The following is a 23,718-nucleotide window of genomic DNA, read 5'->3' on the forward strand; positions in this document are numbered from 1 at the left end:
ACCTCCACGGCGAGGGGCTTATTTCTTCTTCGGATTCAACGGTTCCATCGCGCGGAAACGACGGCTGTATTCGTCGGTCAGGTCGCGCGATTCCTGCGGATTGCGCACCAGGGTCGGGGTCAGCAGGATGATGGTTTCGCGGCGCGTGGTGCTGGTGTTCTGCTTGCCGAACAGGCCGCCGAGCACCGGAATCCGGCTCAGCCCGGGGAAGCCGTTGGAGCCGCGCGTGGTGGTGTCGGAGATCAGGCCGGCCAGCAGCACCGTCTCGCCGCTCTGCACCGCGGCCTCGGTCTTGAGCTTCTTGGTGTTGATGGTGACGTTGGTGCTGCCGTTGATCGCGTTACCCGCCGAGCTGACTTCCTGCACGATGTCCATGAACACCATGCCGTCGCGGCTCACGCGCGGACGCACCTTGAGGATCACGCCGGTGTCGAGGTACTGCACCTGGCTGTAGGTATTGTTGTTGCCGGTGCCGGTGTTGACCGAGACCGATTCGATCGGAATGCGCGTGCCGACGTTGAGCGTGGCTTCGGCGTTGTTGCGCACGAACACCGACGGCGATTGAAGGATGTGGATGTCGGTGACCTTGTCCAGGGCCGTGAGCACCGCGGCGGCGTTGTTCTTGATCAACGACCAGGCCAGGCCGTCGCCGCTCTTGCCGCCGATGCTGCCGGCGATGGTGCTCCACTTCGCCGGCACCAGCGGATTGGTGCTGCGGTTGAGATCGCCGAAGCCGTTGTCGATGGTGGCGCGTTCGAGGAACCACTGCACGCCGTATTCCAGGCCGTTGGTGAGTTCGACCTCGGCCACCTGCGCTTCGATGTGGACCTGCATCGGCATCACGTCGAGCTTCTCGATCACGTTGCGGATCGACTTCCACGCCTGCGGGCTGCTGCGCACCAGGATCGAATTGGTTTCCTCGACCGCGGCCACGCCGACCTTGCTGCCGTCGACCTCGAGGGTGACCGCGCCGTTGCCCGACTGGCGCGAACCCAGCGACGCGCCGCCGCCCAGGCCGCCGCCGCCGCTGGAATCGGAACTGCCGTCGCTGCTCTTGCCGATGTCGGCGGTGGACGTGCCGCTGCCGTTGTCGCGCACTTCGGTCGATTCCAGGCCCGGCATCAGCGACGGCGCGCCTTCGCCGCCGGAACTGCCGCTGCCGCCGCGTCCGCCGAACACTTCCGACAGACGATCGGCCAGGTCCTTGGCCTTGATGTACTTGAGTTCCAGCGTGTACAGCTGGATGTTGTCGCCGGCGCTGTCGATGCGGTCGAGCCAGTCCTTGATGTCGTCGAGGTAATCGGCCTGCGGGGTGATCACCATCACCGCGTTGGCGCCGTCGAGCGGCATGAAGCGGAACATGCCCGAGACCGGCGACTTGCTCTGTTCGCCGAACACTTTTTCCAGGTCGGCCACGACCTTGGTCGCCTTGCCCGACTGCAGCGGGAACACGCCGACCGACATGCCCGACAGCCAGTCGACGTCGAACACCTCGACCGTGCGCAGGTAGTTCTCGAGCTCGGCGCGGGTGCCGCCGACGGTGATGATGTTGCGCGAGTTGTCGACGTTGACGATCGCATTCGGACGCGCGTACGGCTTGAGGATCTTTTCCATCTCGGTGGCCGAGATGAACTTCAGCGGCACGGTGCGCACTTCGAAGCCGCGCGCCGACGCCGCCGAATTGGTGCTCGGCGCGACGTTGCCGGCCAGCGCCTGATCGGCCGGCACGACGTTGTAGCGGCCGCCGGTGTAGACCAGGCGCGCGTTGTTCCAGCTCAGCACCATCTCCAGCAGGTTCAGCGCTTCGGCCGAGCTGACTTCCTTCGGCGTGGCCAGGGTGACGGTGCCCTGCACGCCCGGCGCGATCACGTAGTTCTGGCCGAGCATGTCGCCGAGGATGGCCTTGACCACCGCGTGGACCGACTCGCCTTCGAAGTTGAAGCTGGCCGTGCCGGTGGTCGCCGGCAAGCCCGGCGGCGGCCGCGAGGCCGCGCCGCGGTTGATGGTCTGGCCGGTGCCGCGACGGATCTGCGCCTTGGGGCCGTCCTCGTCGGTCGTGCCTTGCAATGGCTCCTGCTCGACGCCGTTGTGGACCAGGCGCGCGCCCGCCTGCTCGGTCTGCGGCCCCTTGAGCGCGGCGGGATCGCCGTCGCGCTGCACGCGCGGCGACACCACGCTGGCGCAGGAGGCCAACTGCGTGGCGATGATCGCCGCGACCAGGGCATGGGTGGCGTATTGCTGAGAACGTAGCTTCATGCGTTCACTCTACGGCGTGTTGGCCGGGGGTTGAGCGGCTTGCTGCTGCCGCAATTGCGCGCGTCGCGCCTCGATCCGCTTGCGGATGGCTTCCATCTGCGCCTGCTCGGTGAGCGGCGCGGAGGTGTTGCTGTCGGTCGGTGCTGCATTCGGTGACGGTGAGGGTTGCGACGGCGGCGGAGTCTGCGACACCTGCGGCGAGCGATTGGGTTGCGGCGGCGCGATCGGCCCGGCCGGCGGCACGGTGCGTCCGACCGGCTGCGCGCCCGGGCTGCCCGGCGGCGGCGAAGTGACCGCGGTCGGCGGCTGCCCGCCCTGGCCGTTGAAGATGCGCAGGTCGAGTTCGCGCCGGCCCTCGGGGCCTTCGAACACCGCCCGGCGCGGCTCCAACGAAGTCAGGCGCCAGGCCGGATGCGACTCGGGCACTTCGCCGAGCTTGACCCGCACCGACTCGCTGCCGTCGGCCGGCTGCAAAAACGCCATCGACAACTGCGGGGTGATCAGCACGCTGGTCAGCAGGTAGTCGAACGTCGCCGCCTGGTTCTCGCCCTCGCCCTTGCCCTGCATGAAGAACGGCTTGGGCCGGCGGTCGTCGACGAACAACGGACGCGAGGCGATCTCGCCGTACTGGCTCAGCGGACCGAGCGTGTCGGCCTGGCTCTTCTGCACCTGCGGCAAGGGTTTGACCAGGGTCGGATCTTCGGCCAGCGGATCGACCTGGCGCCCCATGCCGGCCAGGGCCAATACCCAAGTCAGCAAGGCCCAGCCGGCCGCGGTGGCCAGCAACCAGGTGCGCGGGCTGGCGTCGTCAAGGCGCATCGTTGGCTCCGGCGGCGGATTCGGGACGATCGGCGTCGCTCGCGCCTGCGCCCGCGGCCGCCGCGGCGGCCGGCGCGGGCGCCGGGGTCGGACGCAGGTAGCCGTACAGATCGAAGCTCACGTCCAGGCCGCCATCGTTGGCCGGCCCGGCGGTGCCGGGCACGAAATAGCCGCGCGTCGACAGCAGGTTGAGATTGCCGACGAACAGCCGCGGCGAGCCGCTTTCCAGCGAATGCAGCACCGCCGCGGTTTCCGGCGCGCCGCAGCGCAGGCGCACCTGCACGACCACGCGCGCGTAGCGGTCGCGGCGCGGTTCGGCCAGGGGCGAGCGGTTGACGATGCCGCAGCTGCGATTGCCGGGACTGGCCTGCAGCACCACGGTTTCCAGGCGCTGGACCAGGCCGGCGGTGGCCAGTTCGGCGGTCGCCTCGGGCAGGAAGCCCGGGCGGGTTTCCTGCTGCTTGCGCACCAGTTCCAGGCGTTGCTTGATCTGCGGCGCCTGCTTGAGCTCCATGCGCTGGCGCAGTTCGCGTTCGCGCAGGCTTTCGAGCGAATCGCCGGCTTCCATCATCGGCACCGTCCACCACGGGTGGATCAGCACCGCATAGGCGATGGCGAGTGCGCCGAGCAGCAGGCCCAGGGCCAGCCAGCGGTCGCGATCGGCGGTCAATGCGCGCAGACGGTTCATGCCCGAAGCGGCGGCCACGCTCGACTTAGGGGCCACGCGCGGCCTCCGGCGTCTGCGGTTTCGGCGGACCGATCTCGGCGGTCAGGGTAAAGCGGTCGCGGTTGGTCGCAGGGTCGGGCTGGACCGCGCCGGTCAACGCCGGCGAGCGCCACAGCTTGGTGCCCTGCAGCTTGCCGATCAGCGAGGACGCCTCGCGGCTGAGGCCGATCATCAGCAGGCTCTCGTCTTCGATCGCGAGTTTTTCCAGATACGTGGTGTCGGGCATGCGCCGGCTGAGTTCGTCGATGATTTCCACGGTGCTCGGGCGCGCGGCGCGGGTGCGGTCGAGGAAGGCCTGGCCTTCGATCAGATCGACCAGCTGCTGGCGCTGAGTCGAGGCCTGGCGCGCGGCGGCGGCGTTCTTGGCGATGGTCTGCTGCAGGTCGTCGATCGCGGCGCGGCGGTTTTCCAGCACCTGCCACATCGCCGCGGCGAGCGCGAACAGCGCCACCGCGGCCAGGGCCAGGTTCCAGAAACGGAACGGGTCGCTGCGGGTGCGCCGCTGCGACGGCGGCAACAGGTTGACGCCGAGCGGCACGCCGTCGGCGCCGGCCACTTCGATGCCCGACAGGGTCGAGGCCAGCGGGCCGATCTTGGCCAGTTGCGGGTCGAGCGCCTGGCGCGGCACCGCGACCAGTTCGGCGTCGAGCTGGCCGTCGCCGTCGCGGCGCGCAAGCACGCGCGCGTCGTAGGCGACCGCGTCGGCGGTGAACGGGGTCTGCCGGTCGATTTCGAAACCGACCACATCGCGCAGCCGATCGGCCGCTGCCGCCGGCAAGGTCAGCCGGCGACGCAAACTGGCGGCGGGCGGCAGCAACAACCAGCGCGGCAGATCGCCGATGCGCGGCGGCAGCAACGGCGCCAGCGGGTCGGCGGCGACCGTGCCGGTATTGGCTTCGGCCGGCGCATTGAGATCGGCCAGGCTCGGCAGCACCGCCAGATCGCGCACTTCGCCGCCCTGCTGCAGGCGCAGATGCACGCTGTCGCCGTCGACCTGCAACAGCAGGCGACCGCGATCCACGCCCAGCGCCTGACGCGCGCGCAGCGGCAGCCACGAGGCGAGGGTGCGTCCCCACCACGAGAAAAAGCCGCCCGCTCCCGGTGCAAGCCGCGCGCTCAGACTTCTCAACCGGTTGGCGCCCAACCGGCTTTCGGCAACTTGCGAGTTCATCGTGTTGAAGCTCCCTCCTCCCAACGCAGCGGTGTGTAGGTCATTCCCGGTAAGGGACTCCCCCCCGCTCGCACGACCACCCGCAACACCGATTCGCGGCCATCCGCCAGCCGTGCACGGCTGTCGATACTATAGGTTCCGCTGCGTTCGCCGACGAGACCGGCGAGTTCGCCACCGGCCCCCGCACCCGGCAACTGTGATCCGGGCTGCGTTCTGCGCCGCTGCTCGACGAGCTGGGCGCCATTCATCCCCATAGCATTGAGCACTTCGACCGATGCGAACGCAGGCTCGGGCCGGGTACGTCCGCTGTAAACCGTGACGTGCGGCTCGATCCTGGCAAACAGCGCCGGCGTGAAGCCCAGCACCTGTTCGAGTTCGGCCACGCTTTCGAATTCGGCATCCTTGGCCCCATAAGGTCGTCCCGCCGATGCGTAGTCGGCATCTTCCGCGCCACCGGCCGGTTGCGTCAGCGTATCGGCATCGCGCCAGTCGATGATCGCCGCGGCCAGTCGCGCCGCTTCGGATTGCTCGAGCTTGCCCGCGCCCTGGAGCAACGCGGTCAGCAAGGCCGCGTCGGCCTGGTTGAGATCGATCTTGCCGTTCTCGTCGACGATGGTGATCTCCAGCTTGGCATCGCCATATGTCCAGCGATGCGGGCGCCCGTCGGGTTGCCACTGCAGTTTCTGGTCGGTCATCGCCACCCGGGTCATCGCGTATTCCAGCCCGGCGCGCGACGCGTTCTGCGCGACCAGGCCGCGCACCATCACCCGGCCCTGCAGGTTTTCGGTGCGCGCGCTCAGCGCGAATGCGCCGATCAGCGCGGTCAGCAGCGCGATCATCCACATCACCAGCAGCAACGCCGCGCCGCGCGCGCTGCGGCGGGCTGCGAGAGAGGCTACGACGAGGGCGCGCGGACGCATCACAGCTCCGGCACGAAACCGCCGGCCGAGGCGGTGGCCAGCGGCAGCGACACGATCAGCGGCGGCCAATCGCGGCCATCGCGATCGGTAAGCGTGACTTCGACGAACAACGGCAGCTGATCCGGGGTCTGCCAGCGTTCCTGCCATTCGCCCAGCTGGCCGCGCTGCGGATCGATCGCGCGATAACGAAAACGCGCCGACTTCAGCCCATCGACCAGCAACTCCGGCGGACGTTCGCGCGATTCCTTGATCGTCTCGCCGGCCAGCACCATCGACAGCGACAGCACCATGCGGGTCTGGTCGCCGTCGTTCTCGATCGCGAAATCGTGCAGGTACGGGCCGCCCTGGCCGAGGTAATCGGGCAGGTCGGCAACGAAACGCAGGCGATCGGGTTCGCCGACGAAACGCTGCGGCACCGCGGTGCTCTGGTCGAACGCGAACGGAATCGGCCGGGTCGCGGCGATGCGCTTGCGCAGGAAACCTTCGACCGCGCGCTCGCGCTCGCTGCGCTGGGCCAGCACTTCGCCGCGGGTGGCGGTCTTGGTCGCCGCCGACAAGGTCGCGAAGGCCAGGGTCAGGCCGGCGACCAGCAACACCATCGCCAGCAGCACTTCGATCAGGGTGAAGCCGCGCGAATGCGCCGACGGCCGCGGTCGCGGCCGTGCTCGCGCGAACCTCGTCGCCTGCACGCGTCTCACAGCGACACCTCGCTTGACGCCGCGCTGCTGCGCAACGAACGCAGGAACAATCGCCGGCCCGCGCCGCCGTCGCCCCACTCCACCGCGAGCTGCACTTCGAACAGGCGCGGCGCATTGGGATCGATCGGTTGCGACGAGGCCGGCAGCGGGTCGCGCCATTGGGCGACGCCCAGGGTCCAGCGATAACGGCCGTTTTCGAAATCGCCGCTGCGCTGGCCCGGCTTGAGCGGCTGCCCGACCCCGACCTGATCCATCAGCGACTGCGCGTACAACGCGGCGCGGCCGGCGTCGCTGGACCAGCGCACCTGCTTGGCCGCGCCCGACAAGGTGCCCAGCAGCAAGGTCAGCGCCATCGCCAGCAAGGCGAACGCGACGATCACTTCGAGCAGGGTGTAGCCGCGCTGGCGCAACGACGATGCGCGCTGCATGGCCCGCGCGGGTCGCGAAGATCGCGCCGAACCGGGCGACGACGACCGCCGCGCGTTCATCGCGGCGCCTCGCCGCGTTTGAGTTTGACTTCGCCGGTCAGCCAGGCCACGTCGACATTCCACGCCGCCTGCTTGGCGCTGAGCTTGACCCGGCCGCCGGTGGACGCGCCGTCGGAGAAGAACATGATCGCGCCTTCGCCGCGGCGCGGCTGGACTTCGCGCGCGCCGGTGAAGACGATGCCGAGGGTCTTGGGAATATCGCCGCTGCGCCCGTTGGGTGCGGTCCAGGTGTGGGCGGTCGGATCGATGGTGAATTTCTGCGAACGCCCGGTGGCGATCGCCTGGCTGCGCGTGTAGCGCAGTTGCGAGGCGATTTCCTTGGACGCCGAACGCAGCTGCATGCCGGCCATGCCGCCGTTCATCATGCCGATGGTCAGCACGCCGATGCCGGCGATCAACGCGATCACCAGCAGCATTTCCAGCAGCGACATGCCGCGTTGGTCACGACCCGCGCGCGTCGCCATCGGCATGCGCGCGCGCGGACCCGCGCGTGCGCTGCGCGCCGCGGCCGGGTCCCCTCGCCCTCCTCGGGCGGAGGGACTGTGCCGCAGGCGGATGCTCATTGGATGCGCGGTCGCTGGCTACTCAGTTGTTCTTGATGTCGCCGTCGACGCTGGTGCCGCCGGCCTTGCCGTCCTTGCCGAAGCTGACCAGATCGTAGGGGCCGCTTTCGCCCGGCGCGCGGTATTCGATCGGATGGCCCCACGGGTCCTTGAGCTCGGCTTCCTTCGCGTACGGACCGAGCCAGCCGTTGGCGTCGGCCGGGGCCTTGACCAGTTCCTCGAGCGAGGACGGCAGGCGGCCGGTGTCCATCTGGAACGAATCGATCTTGCCGGCCAGCGTCTGCACCTGACCCTTGGCGAGGTTGTAGTCGCCGCGGTCCTTGCCGCCGAGCACGCGATTGCCGACGAAGGCCAGCACCGCGCCGATCAGCACGATCACGATGATGATCTCGATCAGGCTCATGCCGCGCTGGCCGGCCGGAGACGGGGAACGGGTGAGGCGGCGGCTGTTCGAACGGGATTTGCGCATGTCGGTCATCCGTTAGGAGGGGATTCGGGCTAATGCTGGACTGGTAACGTCTCGCGGGCGCGGACGGGGTTGAGCCTTGCTCAAGGATTCTGTTCCGCGACGATTTGCAAAGTTCACCGGCCACCGCCACGCGGTCGCGCCGGTACAGCCTGCGTTCAACGCCGGCACATGAACAGGCGGCGAAGCGTGACCGGTAGCGACCTTTGCATGACGGGCACGCAGACTTTCGGACACTGTCGCGGCGAGCCGGCGCTCAACTTCGCAATGCGCACGCGGGCGCTGGCGGTGTTTCGCGGAGAGGGCGTCAGGGCGCGAGTCGGTCATGGTCAACCGATCGAGTTGGTGAGGTCGTACAGCGGCAGCAGCACCGCCATCACCACCGTGCCGACGATGCCGGCCAGGACCACGGTCACGATCGGCACCAGCGCCGCGAGCATGCGGTCCAGGGCCATGCCGGTGTCCTGCTCGAAGGTCTCGGCGGTCTTCATCAGCATCGCGTCGAGCGCGCCGGATTCCTCGCCGACCTGGATCATCTGCAGCGCCAGCCGCGGGAACCGCTTGCCCTTGGACAGCGCGGTCGACAGCGACACGCCGTTCTTGACCTCTTCGGCGGCCGCGTCGACGTCGGCGGCCAGCACCCGGTTGTTGAGCACGTTGCGGCCGATGCCGATCGCGGTCATCAGCGGCACGCCGTTGCGCACCAGCGTGCCCAGGGTGCGGGTCAGGCGCGCGGTCTCGATCTTGCCGATCAGCGCGCCGACGAACTTGCGCTTGAGCAGCCAGCCGTCGAGCGCCTCGCGGAACGCCGGGTCGCGGCGCTTGCGGTCGAACCACAGCACCGCCAGCGCCGGCACCGCGATCAGCACGATCCACCAATTGCGCACGAACAGGCCCAGCCACAGGATCACCTGGGTGAACATCGGCAGCTCGGCGTCGAGGCTTTCGTACATCTGGCCGAACTGCGGCACCACGTAGCCGAGCAAAAACATCAGGCTGGCGCCGACCATGCACAGCAGGATCGCCGGATAGATCAGCGCATTGATGACCCGGCCCTGCATGACCCGGCTGCGCTCGAGGTAATCGTCGAGCCGGGACAGGGTTTCGTGCAGATTGCCGCCGGCCTCGCCGGCCCGGACCATGTTGATGTACAGGCGCGAGAAGGTGCCGTGCTGGCGTTCGAGCGCCACCGACAGCGAGGTGCCGCCGCGCACCGCGTCGCGAATGTCGGCGACCGTGCTCTTGGCCGCCTCGTCCTCGGGCAGGTCGAGCAGGATGGTCAGCGCGCGATCCAGCGGCTGGCCCGCGCCGAGCAGGGTCGACAGCTGCTGGGTGAACTGCACCAGCCGCGCGCCGGTGAACGGCTTGGGCTTGAACAGCCCCTTCCACGACGACGACGCGCCGGCCTCGGACGCGAGCTTGGCCTCGACCGGCAGGTGCCCCTGTTCCTGCAGGCGCTGCACGACCTCGACGCTGCTGGCGGCCTCCATCTGGCCGTCCAGCATTTCGCCGCGCGCGTTCAGGGCTTTGTAGTGGAACAGAGGCATAGACGGGAATCGGGAATGGAGAGTCGGGAATCGGTCAGAGCGAAAGCGTCAGCGTGCGGGATGGCGGCGAGTCGGGACGACCACGATTCCCGATTCCCCATTTCCGATTCCCGGCATCACGCATCCTCGGTCACCCGCAGCACTTCCTCGATCGTGGTCTGGCCGGCCATCGCCTTGATGATGCCGTCCTCGTACATGGTGCGCATGCCGGCGCTCTCGCGCGCGATCTGTTCGATCTCGCCCATGCCGGCGTGACGCATCACCGCGCGGCGCAGGTCGTCGTTCATGACCAGGAATTCCATGATCGTGGTGCGGCCGTGATAACCGCTCGGCGCCAGCGCCGACGGCTTCGGCCGATACAGGCAGATCTCGCCTTCGGGCTGATAGCGGCGCAGGTTGAACTTCTCGATTTCCTCCGGCGAGGCGGGATAACGCTCGGCGTGGGTCGGCTCGAGCTTGCGCACCAGGCGCTGGGCCAGGATGCCGTTGATGGTCGAGGTCAGCAGGTAATCTTCCACGCCCATGTCGAGTAGGCGGGTGATGCCGCCGGCGGCGTTGTTGGTGTGCAGGGTGCTGAGCACCAGATGACCGGTGAGCGCGGACTGGATCGCGATCTTGCACGTCTCCAGATCGCGCATTTCGCCGATCATGATGATGTCCGGGTCCTGGCGCACGATCGAGCGCAGGGCGTGGGAGAAGTCCAGGCCGATCTGCGGCTTGGCCTGGATCTGGTTGATGCCCTCGATCTGGTATTCGACCGGGTCCTCGACGGTGATGATCTTGACGTCGCTGGTGTTGAGCTTGCTCAGCGCGGTGTACAGCGTGGTGGTCTTGCCCGAGCCGGTCGGACCGGTCACCAGCATGATCCCGTGCGGCTGGTCGAGCACCTTCTGGAACTGCGGCAGGAATTCGTCGGTGAAGCCGAGCTTGTAGAAGTCGAACACCACCGTTTCGCGATCGAGCAGGCGCATCACCACCGACTCGCCGTGCGCGGTCGGCACCGTGCTCACGCGCAGGTCGAGTTCCTTGCCCTGCACCCGCAGCATGATCCGGCCGTCCTGCGGCAGGCGACGCTCGGCGATGTTGAGCTTGGCCATGATCTTGATGCGGCTGATCACCGCGGCGGTGAGGTTGGCCGGCGGGCTTTCGCCCTCGGTCAGCACGCCGTCGATGCGGTAGCGCACCTTCAGGCGGTTTTCGAACGGTTCGATATGGATGTCGGAGGCGCGCAGTTCGACCGCGCGCTGGATCACCAGGTTCACCAGCCGGATCACCGGCGCCTCGGAGGCCAGGTCGCGCAGATGCTCGACGTCGTCAAGATCGCCCGCGCCCTCGCCTTCGGCGGTTTCCACGATCGCGCCCATCGCGCTGCGGCCCTGGCCGTGCCAGCGCTCGATCAGGTCGCCGATCTCCGAACGCAGCGCCACGAACGGGCGGACCTCGCGCTGGGTGGCCAGACGCAGCGCGTCGACCTGATAGGCGTCCTGCGGATCGGCCATCAGCACCTCGACGTGGCTTTCGCCTTCGCCGACCGGGCAGATCGCGAACTGCTTCATGAACTTGAGGGTCAGCGCCACGCCTTCGGGCGGCAGCTCGGGCGCGTCCTTGATGCTGACCAGCGGCAGGTCCAGCGCGGTCGCGACGGTCTCGGCGTGGTCGCGCTCGGACACCAGGCCCAGCCGCGCCAGCAAGGCCAGCAGGCTGCCGCCGGTTTCCTCCTGCAACCGCCGCGCCCGCGACAGATCGGGTTCCTTGAGGCGGCCCTTGGCTACCAGCGCATCGACGATGCGTGCGTCCATCGCGGCCTGGCCGGAATCGAAAGAACCCGTCGCGCCCGGCGCCGGGCCGGTCGCAGTGCTGGATTCGCTGGATGTGTCGCCGGAAACCTGGGGTACTGCGTTCACGTCATCCTCCTGCGCGTGAACCCCGGACTTTAGCAGTTTCATTCGGGGTCTCTACCAGACCTTGGCGGACGGACTCGGTTCCCCGTCAAGCGCCTGGCGCGCCGAAACTTCAGCGATTCTGCGAACGAGGCGTCTGGCAAGATCGGATTCAGGTCTGGACCGACGAAGGACTGCAGGAGTCGTCACATTTCGCTCCACGACGACGAATGCGCCTGCCGGGATCGCAAACCCGGAATGCCCCGGACGCTCATATGCAAACGGGCGCCCTCTCGGACGCCCGCTTGCACAAACCCGAGACAAACGCGGGTCACCCGGCCTGATCAACCCCATCGAGCTGAAGTCGGGGCGATGATGGCGCGCCCGCGCGCGTGCTCTGGCGATGCGACGCCTTATTCAGCCCCGATCACAACCCGCCGACGATAGATATCGTTGGTCTGATGCTCCGGCACCCATTCGATTTCAGGCTGCTGGTAATACACGTAATACCGTCCGTTGAGCTTGCTCAGATAAGGATAGGAAATCCAGCAACTACCGGTGTTGGACGCCTTCATCCAAGGGCTGAGCGCGGATTTTTCCCAGGCCGAGGGATCGGTGAACGTCGCTTCTTGATTGCGGGCCATGCCGAGCGCCCAGTCGCCGCCGCACCCGAAGTAGTTGGCGCCTTCGTGAGCCAGGTAATAGACGCCGTCCTCGAACAGCACGCTGCCGGCGCCGAAGTTCTTGTCGTCCCAGGAGCCAGCTCCGCCCTGCGGCAAACGGCCGTAGTCGGTGTCGGTGAACACGGCTGCCGGCTGCGGCCAAACCGCGCCGGGATTCCAGGACTTGAGATGACTCAACGACGCCTGATGCCGGCTGGTCAGCTCCGAGAATTCATGCACGTTGACCCATTGCAGATGCAATTCACCGGTGTCGGCGTGCGGGATCAACGTCGGGGTGCTGGCGCTGCCTTCGGCGTGATCGGACTTGACCACCGGTCCGCGCACGGTCCAGCCGGTGAGTCCGTCGGCCGAGTCGGCCAGGAACGACGACACGCGCGTCTGCGGGCCGAGTCCTTCGAACACCATCTGATAGCCACTGCCGGTGCGGACCACCGATGGATCGTAGGCCTGATCGATCAAGCCAGCACCGGGGACATTGAACGCCACCGTGCTATCGATCGCGGGCTGGGTGCGCACTTCGAAGTTCAGTCCACCGTCCGTCGATGTGCCGACCATGAGCTTCAGACGCTTGGGATCGGTGCTGACCCGGTCTCGGAAATACGCATAGGTGGACTGCGCGTTCACCGGAACGATCGACACGCGCCCGGCCGTCTCGCTGTTGCCCGGCACGGAGGGATTGCCTTGGGCGAAAAAGCCGATGCGCCGGTAGCCATCGCTCTGGGTATCCACGCTGGTGCGTACCAACCGGATCGAATCGATCGCCAGACCCGGGTCGGACCAGTCGCTCACGGTCATGGGGCCGCCGTCGGCGACGAACGAATCCGTCGACGAGTACCACTTGTAGGCCGAGCCCGCGACGGAGGTGGACTTGTTGCTCAGGACCGTGTTGCCGGATTTGACGATCATGCCGAAACTGCGCGCCGCGCCGTCCAGCGAGCGCGCGCGCACGTCGACGGTATAGCTCTGGCCGGCCACCAGTTGCGACGCCGCCGGCGTCCAATAGGTATAGATGCCGACCGAATCGCGCGATACCGCGCGCGCATCGTCGGCGAGTTCGTCGTCGAACACCGAACCGCCCGCCACCGCTTCGGCCTGCTGGGTGTGGATGCCGGCCAGATGGGCATTGCCGTACCACAGGTGATACAGGCCCAAGGTCTCGTCCTTCGGCTTGGACTGGACCAGGGCGACCCGATCCACCGCCAGCCCTGGCGAGGAATAGTCCGACAACCGCAGATTCGAGCCGGTGTATTCGAAGTCCGCCGCGCGTACCCAGCGGTAATTCGAATCGCCGATCTGCGTGGCCTTCACCGCAACGGTCTTGCCGTTGACCACGACGTGCTGGGTGAACGTGGTCGCCGCACCCAACGCGCGCGCCCGCACATACACCGAGTAATACCCGTGTGGCGGGGACACCGAATGCACATACCAGGTGTAAGGCCCGGCAGCCTGTCTGACGATCGCCTGCCCGGTACTGGCGCTGGAATCGGCGACCAGGTTTCCGCCGGCGATCTCGGCGCCGGCGGCGGAGACGATCGGCTCGATGATGAGCTTGTCCACTTGCAGCGACGGGCTCGACCAGTCCGCCAACAGCACAGTCTGGCCAGCGGCGAAATCGAAGAAACCCAGTCGATACCAGCGATAGGCGCGATGGTCGACGGTCGCCGACAAGGTGTCGAGCAACTGCCCATCGATCTTGACGTTCTCGGAGAACGAGCGCGGCTGGCCGTCCAGCGAGCGAGCACGCACATAAATCGCGTAACGCCCGTGACTCAGCTCCGCGGCATCGAGCGTCCACCAGGTATAGATGCCGGCATCGGCGCGGGTGACCGCTTGCGCGTTGCTGGCGTCCTCATCGGCAACCACCTGGCCGCCCGCGACGATTTCGGCCTCCTTCGACCACTGGCTTGCCGCCAGCGACTGCAGGGGCATCAACAGCGCCAGTACCATCAACCAGATGCAGTTGGGATGTTTCATCGTCGACGTCCATATCAAGAAGGCGGCCATAGTATGCATCGGCCGATTCTCAATTCCTGCGTCGGCCGTCGGCCGATGCTTCGCGCGACGAACTCACCACGCCCCGAAGGGCGCGATGATTCAATCCGTCTGATCCGGCGAGCAAATCACCCCACCCAAACCCGCGCATTGCGGAACATCCGCAGCCACGGCGAGTCGCCGGCCCAGTCCTTCGGCGACCAGCTGAAATTGGCGCTGCGCAGGGTGCGTTCGGGATGCGGCATCAGCAAGGTCGCGCGGCCGTCGCGGCTGGTCAGGCCGGCGATGCCGTCGGGCGAACCGTTCGGGTTGAGCGGGTAACGCTCGGCCACCCGGCCTTCGCCGTCGATGTAGCGCAGCGCGATGTCGGCGGCGCTTTGGTCGAGGTTGTTGGCGAAGCTGGCGCGGCCTTCGCCGTGGGCGACCGCGACCGGGATGCGCGAGCCGGCCATGCCGCGCAGGAACAGCGACGGCGATTCGACCACTTCCAGCAATCCAAGACGCGCTTCGAACTGCTCGCTGCGATTGCGCAGGAACACCGGCCAATGCTCGGCGCCCGGCACGATCGGCTTGAGTTGGGCGAGCATCTGGCAACCATTGCACACGCCCAGCGAGAAGCTGTCGTCGCGGGCGAAGAACGCGGCGAAGGCATCGCGCAACGCGCTGCGCTCGAGAATGCTGGTGGCCCAGCCGCGGCCGGCACCGAGCACGTCGCCGTAGCTGAAGCCGCCGCAGGCGGCGAAGCCCTTGAAATCTTCCAGTGCGAAGCGGCCGTTGATCAGGTCGCTCATATGCACGTCGAAGGCTTCGAAGCCGGCGCGATCGAACGCCGCGGCCATTTCGATCTGGCCGTTGACGCCCTGCTCGCGCAGGATCGCGACCTTCGGCCGCGCGCCGGTGTTGATGAACGGCGCGGCGACATCGTCGTTCGGGTCGAAGTTCAACTTCGGCTTCAGGCCCGGCGCGGCGAAATCGCGTGCGATCGCGCGCTCCTCGTCGGCGCAGTCGGGGTTGTCGCGCAGCTTCTGCAAGGCATGGCTGGTCGACCACCACGCGTCGAACAATTCGTCCCAGCGCCATTCCATCAGCACCTTGCCGTCGTCCTTGACCCGGACCGACGGCGCGGTGGTCGGCTTGGCGATGCGCTGCGCGCAATCGATCAGGCCGTGACGCGAGATCAGGTCGGCGAATTCGGCACGGTCGTCGTTGTGGATCTGCACGATCGCGCCGAGTTCTTCGTTGAACAAGGTGCGGAACGGGTCTTCGCCCCAGCCGTCGAGGCTGATGTCCAGGCCCAGGCGCGAGCAGAACGCCATTTCCGCCAGGGTCGCGAACGCGCCGCCGTCGCTGCGGTCGTGATAGGCCAGCAGCAGACCGGCTTCGCGCGCATCGCGGATGAGTTCGAAGAAATCGCGCAGACGCTGCGGGCTGTCGAGATCGGGCACGCCGCTTTCATGCCGCGCGCCGTCGCCGGTCTGACCGGCGAATGCCGGCAAGCCGTTCGTCGCATGCTTGCCGACCGCCTGCGGATGCACCTGCGCCAGCACCGAACCGCCCAAACGCTGCTTGCCCGCACCCAGCCCGATCAGCCACAACTCGGTGTCGCCTTCGCGCGACAACAGCGGCGTGAGCTGTTGACGCACGTCGACCACCGGCGCGAATGCGCTGACGATCAGCGAAACCGGCGATACGGATTTATGCGCGATAGGCTTCGCGCTTGGCGATTCGGAGCCAACGTCACTGCCAGCCTGCGCAGCCCCGCTTTCCCGACTCCCAATTCCCGATTCCCGATTCCCGCTCCACTGCGCCTGCATCGACAACGAATCCTTGCCGACCGGGATGCTCAGTTCGAGTTCCGGACACAGCTCCAGCCCGACCGCCTTGACCGCGTCGAACAGCAGCGCGTCTTCGCCCGGATGCGAGGCCGCCGCCATCCAGTTCGCCGACAGCTTGATCCGGTTGAGCGATTCGACCGGCGCGGCGCACAGGTTGGTGATCGCTTCGCCGACCGCCATGCGCGCGGCCGCGGCCGCGTCGAGCAGCGCCAGCGGGGTGCGTTCGCCGACCGCCATCGCTTCGCCGACGAAGCCGTCGAAGTCGCTCAAAGTGATCGCGCAATCGGCCATCGGCAACTGCCACGGGCCGATCATCTGGTCGCGCGCGACCAGGCCGCCGACGGTACGGTCGCCGATGGTGATGAGGAAGTTCTTCGCCGCGACGGTCGGATGCGCGAGCACGCGCAGGCCGGCTTCGCGCAGGTCCAGGCCGTTCCAGTCCAGCGCCGGCCACGGCGCGGCGGCGGGGTGGCGGGTGTCGCGGTGCATCTTCGGCGGTTTGCCGAACAGCACGTCCATGGGGAAATCGATGGGGTGGAGCGGAGATTCGGGATTTGGGATTTGGGATTCGGGGCCGTGCGCGCCGTAAACCGATTCAATCGTCGCACCGTAACCGACGACAAGGCGTTCCTCCGCGGTCGCATAACCGACCACAGCGAACGGGCAACGCTCGCGCTCGCAGATCGCGGCGAAATCGGCAACGCGATCGGCCGGCAGGCCCAGCACGTAGCGTTCCTGCGATTCGTTGCACCACAGCTGCATCGGCGACAGCGAGGGATCGTCGCTGGGCACCTTCGCCAGATCGATCACACCGCCCAGGCTAGAGTCGTGCAGCAGTTCGGGAATCGCGTTGGACAGACCGCCGGCGCCGACGTCGTGGGCGCTGTCGATCGGGTTGTCGGCACCGAGCGCAACGCAGCGGTCGATCACTTCCTGGCAGCGGCGTTCCATCTCCGGGTTGTCGCGCTGCACGCTGGCGAAATCCAGCGCTTCGGCGCTGTCGCCGGAGGCGACCGAACTGGCCGCGCCGCCGCCCAGGCCGATCAGCATCGCCGGGCCGCCGAGCACGATCACCGCATGGCCGGGCTTCAAACCCAGCTTGGCCACCTGCACGCGATCGATCGCGCCCAGGCCGCCGGCGAGCATGATCGGCTTGTCGTAGGCGCGAGTCAGCGTGGCGTTGGCGGTTTCGCCTTCGGACAATTCGAAGCTGCGGAAATAACCGACCAGGTTCGGCCGGCCGAATTCGTTGTTGAACGCGGCCGCGCCGATCGGGCCGTCGAGCATGATTTCCAACGGGGCCGAGCAGCGCGATGCGGGGGTCTGAGCGAGGGCGTCGCCTTTCCCTCGGCTGCGATGCGGCACAAGGTCGAATGCGGCAGATATTGCGCATCAGCGAAACCGCACAGGCCGGCCTTGGGCCGTCCGCCGCGGCCGGTCGCGCCTTCGTCGCGGATTTCGCCGCCATGAGTGCCGGTGTTGCGCCGGGGACGGCGGGCGATGATCGCGGTCGCCGGGTTGTGGGTTTGACCTTCTGGATTGGTGCAGACACGCCGACGGGGAGGCCTGCGGCACTCGGCGGTGTGTTGGGGCCCGAGAGGCGCCGCGGCTGCGGCCGGAACCGGCGCGCGGGATAGCCTTCCACCACCGCGGCGTTGTCGCTGTACGCCGACAAGGTGTTTTCCGGGGTCTGCGCGTGGGTGTGCTTGATCATCTTGAACAGCGAGTACTGCTGTTCGCGACCGTCGAGGGTCCACGAGGCGTTGAAGATCTTGTGCCGGCAATGCTCGGAATTGGCCTGCGCGAACATCATCAGTTCGACGTCGGACGGCATCCGGCCCAGCGCGGTGTAGCGTTCGCGCAGGTAGCCGATTTCGTCCTCGGCCAGGGCCAGGCCCAGGCGGGTATTGGCCGATTCCAGATCGTCCAGGGCGATGCGTTCGAGCTCGCCGCGCGCCGGCACCGAAAACAGCGCGGCCGCGTCGTCGCTGTGGTGTCGGTGAGCGACTGGGTCCAAGTGGGTGCATGTGCAGGTGTTCTTGCTCAGGGCGGAGGCTTCCACATGGGAGCGAGCCCGTGGATTTGCGCTGAGCGGGTGCCGCTTTTGAGTGGCCGGTGCCCGGGTTTGCGGGGTGGGCATAGCGCGAAGGCGCGCTGCGGCGGTCGGGGGGAGTGAGCTTGCGCGGCGACAGGGGTCGCTCGTCGGGGCGGGCGCCGTGTTCGACCCAGTAACGGGCCGCGCGCGCCCTGGGGAGAGGGCGTGTAGCCTGAGCAGTGCGGCCAGAGAGGGCTTGGCGCTCGCCTCGGACGCGGAAAAATCGAACAGAGGGCAAGGGCTCGAGTACATCGCCGGGCGGGCGCTCGCTGGGCCCGGAGCCATCGAGGAAAGCGGGTGGCGGGCAGGTCGGCACGGGGCCAGTGCGGGGAGGAGCGAGGTGCAGGGGGGAGCCGGTGTTCGATCGGGGGGAGGGGGGAGCTGTTTCGTATCGAGCTGGAAACTCGAGGTGCCAAAATCGATTCGGGTGGGCCGTCGCGGCCCCGAGGCTGGGGGACGGTCGCGCCTTGAACGCGATAGCGGCGCGGTCGCCGCGGTGGGGGGCGGGTTGTGGAGAGCAGACGCTCAGGGAACCGCGGGGGTGAGGAAGAGCGTGAGAGAACCGGCCGGATGCTCAGATCGCGGTGAACTTGTCCGCGCAGGGGTCTGTCAGGTGCCGTTTGCCAGCTTCTTTGCCAGGCGATTGGCAGCGAGCTCCTGATCACGCTCACTGCTCTGGACAGGCTGGGATTCCAGTCTTTTCGGCCTCCTGGACAGGCCAGGGGGGGTAGATGCTCGCGCGTTGTGTGCTCGCGGGCGCCGTCTGATCACGGGACGTCGGGGGAGATGAGGCTCAGTGGATCGGGTTGGGCCGCTCTGGCACGCCCTGGCGGCGTGCAGCGCGTGAGGGGTAGGCGGTTTGACTGCCATCTCGTGGCTTCGGAGCGGGGGGCCGGGGTCGCTCATCGTTCGTTTTGCGGCCTGGATCTTCGAAGCGAGAGTCGCTCGTCACGCACGTCACCCGCCCGGTGCTCGATGCGGCATCGCCGCGTTGCGACGATCCGGTCCCGGCACTAATGGCGCGCGGTCGGCGCCGGGAGCTTCTTAACGCGTAGCGGCGGTCGGATGCGACCGCGAGGAGCCGAGCGGGTGCGCGGTCTGGCCGGTTATGGGCCCGCCTGCGCGTTGCGATGGCAACCGGGGGGGCGGTCGAGGATCAGTGGTGCCGAGGTGCGAGGCATCGGCGTCGAGCTCCGGTCGCAGAGTCATTGCCTGGCGAAAGTGCTTTGTCCGGGGGAGCGCCGATGCTGTGTGCGGATGCCTGCGGTCTCATCGCGGCGTGGGCCGGCTTGGCGGAGCAGGGGAAGCGCCGTTTGTGCGTCGGGTGAGGCCATTCGGCGGCGCTCGCTGTGTGTCTGTTGGCCGTGCTTCCGACAGAAGCGTGGATCGGGGCTGACAGGGCGGAGGGCGGTTGGGTCCCACAGGACGATGTTCAGCGGCGACAGGTCCAGGGCCTTGAGCGCGCGGCAGGTGGCGCCGTCGAACACCCGGGCCAGCAGATGCACGCCGTCGGCGCGAGCCAGATGGACGAAGCTCAGCTCGGCGACCGCCTCGCCCTGCGCCGACACCCGCAGCTTGCGTTTGCCGGCTTTCAAGGCCAGGCCGTCGAACGACAGGTCGTGCAGCGCGGTTTGCAGGGTCTGATCGAATCGGTTTCTGAGTTCCGTGCTCACTTCGAACTCCCGGCGCGAGATCGCTCGCGTCATCTCGTTATGCCAATCCGGTGCTCGCTGCGAGCATCGCTCGCCGACGCTCAGGCCCGCCAGCGCAAACGAAAAGGCCGCGCAATGCGCGGCCTTTTCGCGGCACCCACCGGATCGTTCCGGCTTAAAGCAGCGGTCGGCTTACAGCCCGCCCACCGGAGCGGCCACCGCCGCGGTCGGCTTGGCCGCGCCGGCCGGCTTCTTCGACTCGGCCGCCAGCTTGTCCAGCGCCTCGCGCAGCTGCGCCGGCGGGACGTAGCCGCCGAGCTGCACGCCGTCGGCGGTCAGGATCATCGGGGTGCCGGTCAGGCCGGCGCGCTGGCCGACGTTGTACTGCTCGGTCACGGTGTTCTTGCAGTCCTTGCTGGCGACCGAACCGTGATCGCTCTTGGCGTCGGTCAGCGCCTTGCGGCGGTCCGGAGCGCACCACACCGAGACCATCTTCTTGTAGTCCTCGCTGCCGATGCCCATGCGCGGGAACGCCAGGTATTCGATCGCGATGCCCTGGCGGTTGTATTCGGCGATCTCGCTGTGCAGCTTGCGGCAGTAGCCGCATTCCACGTCGGTGAACACGGTGACGGTGTGCTTGGGATTGGCCGGCGCGAACACGATGCGCTCGCTCGCCGGGATGGTCTTGACCAGATCCTTGCGCATCGCCGCCAGGCTGTCTTCGCTGAGGTTCTTCTTGACCTGGGTGTCGAACAGCGCGCCGCCGGAACCGGGCAGGAACAGGTAACGGCCGTCGTCGCTGACGTACACGACCTGACCCTGGGCCAGCGCTTCGCGGAAGCCCGGCATCGGCGCCGGACCGACCTTGTCGATGGTGACGTTGGGGTTGAGGGTGCGGATGGCGTCGACCGCGCGCGCGTCGGCGCTGCCGGCGTCGACCTTCGGCGCGGAGCCCTTCGACGCTTGCGCGGCGGGCTTGGCCGGATCGGTCTTGGCGGCTGCGGCCTGCGGCGCCTGGGCGCAGGCGGACAGGCTGATGGCGCCTAGCAGGACGAGGAGGATGCGCTTCATTTGCTGTGGATCCTTGGCGGGAGCGAGTGGGCGTTCGACCGCCCGTGGGACATCAGGTTCAGCCGATTGTGGCATGGAGCGGGTTTGCAATTCGTGTTCTGCGACATGGGTCGCGCCGGCCGCGGCGCTCGCCCAGGGGGCGAAAGACAGCGGCTTACACGCCGCCGGCCGGTGCGGCCGCCGCCGCGGCCGGCCTGGACGCGCCGGCGGATTCGGCGGCCAGCTTGTCCAGCCGCTCGCGCAGTTGCGCCGGCGGGACGTAGCCGCCGACATGGAAACCGTCGGCGTTGAGGATCGTCGGCGTGCCGGTCGCGCCGACGCCGGCACGCTGGCCGATCTCATACTGGCGGGCGACCGGGTTCTTGCACTCCCGGGCCTGCACGGCGCGATCGGACTTGACCGCGGTCAGCGCCTCGCGCCGGTCGGCCGCGCACCACACCGACACCATCTTCTTGTAGTCCTCGCTGCCCAGGCCCATGCGCGGGTACGCCAGGTACTCCACCGCGATGCCCTGGCGGTTGTACTCGGCGATCTGGCTGTGCAGCTTGCGGCAGTAGCCGCATTCCGCGTCGGTGAACACGGTGACGGTGTGCTTGGGGTTGGCCGGCGCGAACACGATGCGTTCGCTGGCCGGAATGGTCTTGACCAGGTCGCGGCGCATGCCGGCCAGGCTGTCTTCGGTGACGTTGCGCTTGGCCTTGACGTTGAACAGCGCGCCGCCGGTGCCCGGCAGGAACACATAGCCGCCGTCGTCGCTGACATAGACCACCTGGCCCTGGACCAGCACCTCGCGCAGGCCGGGCATCGGCGCCGGGCCGACCTTGTCGATCGCGACGCTGGGGTTGAGGGCGCGCATCGCCTCGATGGCGCGCGCATCGGCGCTGCCGGCGGCGACCTTGGGCGCAGTGCCGGCCGGCTTCGCCGGCTGGGTCGCCGAGCCGTCCCGGGCCGGATCGCTCCTGGCCGCCGCGGCGCCCTGGGGCGCCTGGGCGCAGGCCGACAGGCTGATGGCGGCGCCGAACACGGTAAAGAGGATGCGCTTCATCTGCTGCGGGTCCTTGGTCGGGTGAGCGAATCGACCGCTCGGCGAGCACTAGGTTCGACGGCCGGTGGCGCGCGAGGCGCTGCCGGTCGTGTTCCGCGACCTGGGTCACATAGATCACAACCAAGGTCGCTTCGCGATAGACATCGCCGCTGCGGGAGCCGACCCGGACAGGCCGTCGATGCATGCATGCGATCAGTGCCGTTTAGCCACGCGGATGGTGCAGAGCGTGCAGGCGCTTGAGCTGTTCGCGCGCGACCAGGGTGTAAATCTGGGTGGTCGACAGAGAGCTGTGCCCCAGCAACATCTGCAGCGCGCGCAGGTCGGCGCCGTGGTTGAGCAGGTGGGTGGCGAAACTGTGGCGCAGGCCGTGCGGGCTGATCTTGGCCGGGTCGATCCCGGCCAGCACGGCGTAGCGCTTGACCAGATGCCAGAACGCCTGCCGGGTCGGGGCGTTGCCGCTGGCCTCGATGAACAACGGCGCCAGCGCGCGCTTGCCGGCCAGTTGCGGCCGCGATTGGGCGAGGTAGCGCTCCAGCCAGTGCTGGGCCTCCTCGCCCAGCGGCACCAGCCGCTCCTTGCTGCCCTTGCCCATCACCCGCAGCACGCCCTGGCGCAGGTTGAGCGCGGTCGCCGGCAGGTTGACCAGTTCGCTCACGCGCAGGCCGGCGGCGTACATCAGCTCGAGCATGGCGCGGTCGCGCAGGCCCAGCGGGGTGTCCAGGTCGGGCGTGTTCAACAGCGCGTCGATCTGGCTTTCGGCCAGCGCCTTGGGCAGCGAGCGCGGCAGTTTCGGCGGCGTCAGCAGCGCGGTGGGATCGTCGTGGCGCTGGCCGCGCCGCACCCGGAACGCGTAGAACGCGCGCAAGGCCGACAGCAGGCGGGCGTTGCTGCGCGGCGAATAGCCTTCGCGGGTGCGCCAGGCCAGGTAGTCGTACAACGCCGAGCGATCGGCATCGGCCAGGCCGGCGCCGTCGCGCCAGCGCGCCAGGCCTTCCAGGTCGCGGCGGTAGCTGTCGAGCGTTTGTTGCGCCAGTCCGTTCTCGGCCCAGATCGTGTCGAGGAAACCGGTGATGGCGGTGGCGTCGGCCTCGTCCAGCGGCGGCAGCGACATCGCCTGGACGCGGCGTTCGGCGGGGGTGGTGGAGCTCATGCCGGCATGATCGGGCCGCGACCGTCGAATGGCAAAGCCGGGCCGGTCCGAACAGATGGCGCGCCGCCGCGGCAGCGCATCCATCGCCTGCGCCGCATCCTGGTGCAGGTGGCTCGCGACCCGGCCTCGCTTATCCTGATGCGATGACTTCGCCCGACCCGACCGACTCCGACCCCGACACCGCGCCCGCCCGCCCCGCCGCCCTGATCGGCTGGCGGCTGCTGTCGATGTTCTACGACTTCTGGCCGGTGCTGGCCTTGTGGATGCTGGCCGGCGCCGCGTTCGTGCTGGCGTTCACCCTGGCCGGGCACGACACCCACGAGAACATCCGCCCCTACACCTGGTGGTGGTCGCTGCAGTGGTCGGTGTGCTGGCTGCTCGCCGGCGCCTATACGACGGTGAGCTGGCGCCGCGGCGGCCAGACCCTGGGCATGCGTCCGTGGCGCCTGAAAGTGACCGGCACGGGCGAGCAGGCACCCGGCTGGAAAGCGCTGTGGCTGCGTTACGCCGTCGGCACGCTGTCGCTGGCCGCGGCGGGACTGGGGTTCTGGTGGGCCTGGTTCGACCGCGATCGGCTGACCTGGCACGACCGCATCAGCGGGACCGGCACGATTCGCCTACCCAAGCACAAGAAGTAAGCGCCACCACCCACCAACGCGA

17 protein-coding genes and 1 pseudogene are annotated in these 23,718 nt (G+C 68.1%); 1 reads left to right on the forward strand and 17 read right to left on the reverse strand.

The window, feature by feature from the left end:
• Positions 1–18: 18 nt before the first annotated feature.
• The 17 genes and pseudogenes from gspD to xerD form a co-directional block, all read right to left on the reverse strand.
• Positions 19–2,256, reverse strand: coding sequence for a type II secretion system secretin GspD (gene gspD, locus KME82_RS20375; RefSeq protein WP_215495626.1), 2,238 nt, complete (start codon positions 2,254–2,256; stop codon positions 19–21).
• A 9-nt stretch (positions 2,257–2,265) separates the two neighbouring features.
• The gene (locus KME82_RS20380) at positions 2,266–3,075 is read right to left on the reverse strand and encodes a general secretion pathway protein GspN (RefSeq protein ID WP_215495627.1); all 810 of its coding nucleotides are present in this window, start codon (positions 3,073–3,075) and stop codon (positions 2,266–2,268) included.
• Entirely contained in the window at positions 3,065–3,763 is a 699-nt protein-coding gene (gene gspM / locus KME82_RS20385) for a type II secretion system protein GspM (protein ID WP_215499151.1), read from the reverse strand. Before gspM ends, KME82_RS20380 begins: the two co-directional genes overlap by 11 nt.
• 25 nt (positions 3,764–3,788) lie before the next feature.
• Positions 3,789–4,973 (reverse strand): PilN domain-containing protein, encoded by a 1,185-nt coding sequence (locus KME82_RS20390; protein ID WP_215495628.1) that lies wholly within the window; start codon positions 4,971–4,973, stop codon positions 3,789–3,791.
• Positions 4,970–5,893 (reverse strand): general secretion pathway protein GspK, encoded by a 924-nt coding sequence (locus KME82_RS20395; protein ID WP_215495629.1) that lies wholly within the window; start codon positions 5,891–5,893, stop codon positions 4,970–4,972. The genes KME82_RS20390 and KME82_RS20395 overlap by 4 nt, the downstream gene beginning before the upstream one ends.
• Complete coding sequence (locus KME82_RS20400; protein ID WP_430538746.1) at positions 5,893–6,591, reverse strand: prepilin-type N-terminal cleavage/methylation domain-containing protein; 699 nt, start codon at positions 6,589–6,591, stop codon at positions 5,893–5,895. The genes KME82_RS20395 and KME82_RS20400 overlap by 1 nt, the downstream gene beginning before the upstream one ends.
• Positions 6,588–7,019, reverse strand: a complete 432-nt coding sequence (gene xpsI / locus KME82_RS20405; RefSeq protein WP_215495630.1) for a type II secretion system protein XpsI — start codon at positions 7,017–7,019, stop codon at positions 6,588–6,590. Before xpsI ends, KME82_RS20400 begins: the two co-directional genes overlap by 4 nt.
• Positions 7,020–7,075: 56 nt before the next feature.
• Positions 7,076–7,549 (reverse strand): type II secretion system protein XpsH, encoded by a 474-nt coding sequence (xpsH, locus tag KME82_RS20410; protein ID WP_252255444.1) that lies wholly within the window; start codon positions 7,547–7,549, stop codon positions 7,076–7,078.
• A gap of 115 nt (positions 7,550–7,664) precedes the next feature.
• Entirely contained in the window at positions 7,665–8,111 is a 447-nt protein-coding gene (gspG, locus tag KME82_RS20415; RefSeq protein ID WP_215495632.1) for a type II secretion system major pseudopilin GspG, read from the reverse strand.
• Between the two features lie 326 nt (positions 8,112–8,437).
• Positions 8,438–9,655 carry a type II secretion system protein XpsF gene (gene xpsF / locus KME82_RS20420; protein WP_215495633.1) on the reverse strand — a complete coding sequence of 406 codons (1,218 nt, stop codon included), beginning with the start codon at positions 9,653–9,655 and terminating at the stop codon, positions 8,438–8,440.
• A gap of 116 nt (positions 9,656–9,771) precedes the next feature.
• On the reverse strand, positions 9,772–11,454 hold the full coding sequence (gene gspE, locus KME82_RS20425) for a type II secretion system ATPase GspE (protein ID WP_215499153.1): 1,683 nt from the start codon (positions 11,452–11,454) through the stop codon (positions 9,772–9,774).
• 494 nt (positions 11,455–11,948) lie between these two features.
• Positions 11,949–14,192, reverse strand: coding sequence for a hypothetical protein (locus KME82_RS20430; RefSeq protein WP_215495634.1), 2,244 nt, complete (start codon positions 14,190–14,192; stop codon positions 11,949–11,951).
• 146 nt (positions 14,193–14,338) lie between these two features.
• Positions 14,339–18,185, reverse strand: a pseudogene (purL, locus tag KME82_RS20435) (phosphoribosylformylglycinamidine synthase).
• 1,160 nt (positions 18,186–19,345) lie between these two features.
• Positions 19,346–19,813 carry a hypothetical protein gene (locus tag KME82_RS20440; RefSeq protein WP_215495635.1) on the reverse strand — a complete coding sequence of 156 codons (468 nt, stop codon included), beginning with the start codon at positions 19,811–19,813 and terminating at the stop codon, positions 19,346–19,348.
• Positions 19,814–19,984: 171 nt separating this feature from the next.
• Positions 19,985–20,863 carry a DsbC family protein gene (locus KME82_RS20445; RefSeq protein ID WP_215495636.1) on the reverse strand — a complete coding sequence of 293 codons (879 nt, stop codon included), beginning with the start codon at positions 20,861–20,863 and terminating at the stop codon, positions 19,985–19,987.
• Positions 20,864–21,017: 154 nt separating this feature from the next.
• Positions 21,018–21,908: a DsbC family protein gene (locus tag KME82_RS20450; RefSeq protein WP_215495637.1), complete on the reverse strand. Its 891-nt coding sequence runs from the start codon at positions 21,906–21,908 to the stop codon at positions 21,018–21,020.
• 202 nt (positions 21,909–22,110) lie between these two features.
• The gene (gene xerD, locus KME82_RS20455; RefSeq protein WP_215495638.1) at positions 22,111–23,058 is read right to left on the reverse strand and encodes a site-specific tyrosine recombinase XerD; all 948 of its coding nucleotides are present in this window, start codon (positions 23,056–23,058) and stop codon (positions 22,111–22,113) included.
• Between the two features lie 143 nt (positions 23,059–23,201).
• Here xerD and KME82_RS20460 point away from each other — a divergent pair, with 143 nt between their 5' ends.
• On the forward strand, positions 23,202–23,696 hold the full coding sequence (locus tag KME82_RS20460) for an RDD family protein (RefSeq protein WP_215495639.1): 495 nt from the start codon (positions 23,202–23,204) through the stop codon (positions 23,694–23,696).
• Positions 23,697–23,718: the final 22 nt, after the last annotated feature.

The sequence above is a fragment of the Lysobacter capsici genome (assembly GCF_018732085.1).
Taxonomy (GTDB): Bacteria; Pseudomonadota; Gammaproteobacteria; order Xanthomonadales; family Xanthomonadaceae; genus Lysobacter; species Lysobacter capsici_A.

Excerpts from the sequence above, each read along its gene's own strand:
- KME82_RS20380 (WP_215495627.1), bottom strand. The coding sequence starts at position 3,075 with ATGCGCCTTGACGACGCCAGCCCGCGCACCTGGTTGCTGGCCACCGCG.
- xpsF (WP_215495633.1), bottom strand. The coding sequence starts at position 9,655 with ATGCCTCTGTTCCACTACAAAGCCCTGAACGCGCGCGGCGAAATGCTG.
- KME82_RS20390 (WP_215495628.1), bottom strand. The coding sequence starts at position 4,973 with ATGAACTCGCAAGTTGCCGAAAGCCGGTTGGGCGCCAACCGGTTGAGA.
- KME82_RS20430 (WP_215495634.1), bottom strand. The coding sequence starts at position 14,192 with ATGAAACATCCCAACTGCATCTGGTTGATGGTACTGGCGCTGTTGATG.
- KME82_RS20460 (WP_215495639.1), top strand. The coding sequence starts at position 23,202 with ATGACTTCGCCCGACCCGACCGACTCCGACCCCGACACCGCGCCCGCC.
- gspE (WP_215499153.1), bottom strand. The coding sequence starts at position 11,454 with ATGGACGCACGCATCGTCGATGCGCTGGTAGCCAAGGGCCGCCTCAAG.
- xpsI (WP_215495630.1), bottom strand. The coding sequence starts at position 7,019 with ATGCAGCGCGCATCGTCGTTGCGCCAGCGCGGCTACACCCTGCTCGAA.
- gspG (WP_215495632.1), bottom strand. The coding sequence starts at position 8,111 with ATGCGCAAATCCCGTTCGAACAGCCGCCGCCTCACCCGTTCCCCGTCT.
- KME82_RS20395 (WP_215495629.1), bottom strand. The coding sequence starts at position 5,893 with ATGCGTCCGCGCGCCCTCGTCGTAGCCTCTCTCGCAGCCCGCCGCAGC.
- xpsH (WP_252255444.1), bottom strand. The coding sequence starts at position 7,549 with ATGCCGATGGCGACGCGCGCGGGTCGTGACCAACGCGGCATGTCGCTG.
- KME82_RS20445 (WP_215495636.1), bottom strand. The coding sequence starts at position 20,863 with ATGAAGCGCATCCTCCTCGTCCTGCTAGGCGCCATCAGCCTGTCCGCC.
- gspM (WP_215499151.1), bottom strand. The coding sequence starts at position 3,763 with ATGAACCGTCTGCGCGCATTGACCGCCGATCGCGACCGCTGGCTGGCC.
- gspD (WP_215495626.1), bottom strand. The coding sequence starts at position 2,256 with ATGAAGCTACGTTCTCAGCAATACGCCACCCATGCCCTGGTCGCGGCG.
- xerD (WP_215495638.1), bottom strand. The coding sequence starts at position 23,058 with ATGAGCTCCACCACCCCCGCCGAACGCCGCGTCCAGGCGATGTCGCTG.
- KME82_RS20450 (WP_215495637.1), bottom strand. The coding sequence starts at position 21,908 with ATGAAGCGCATCCTCTTTACCGTGTTCGGCGCCGCCATCAGCCTGTCG.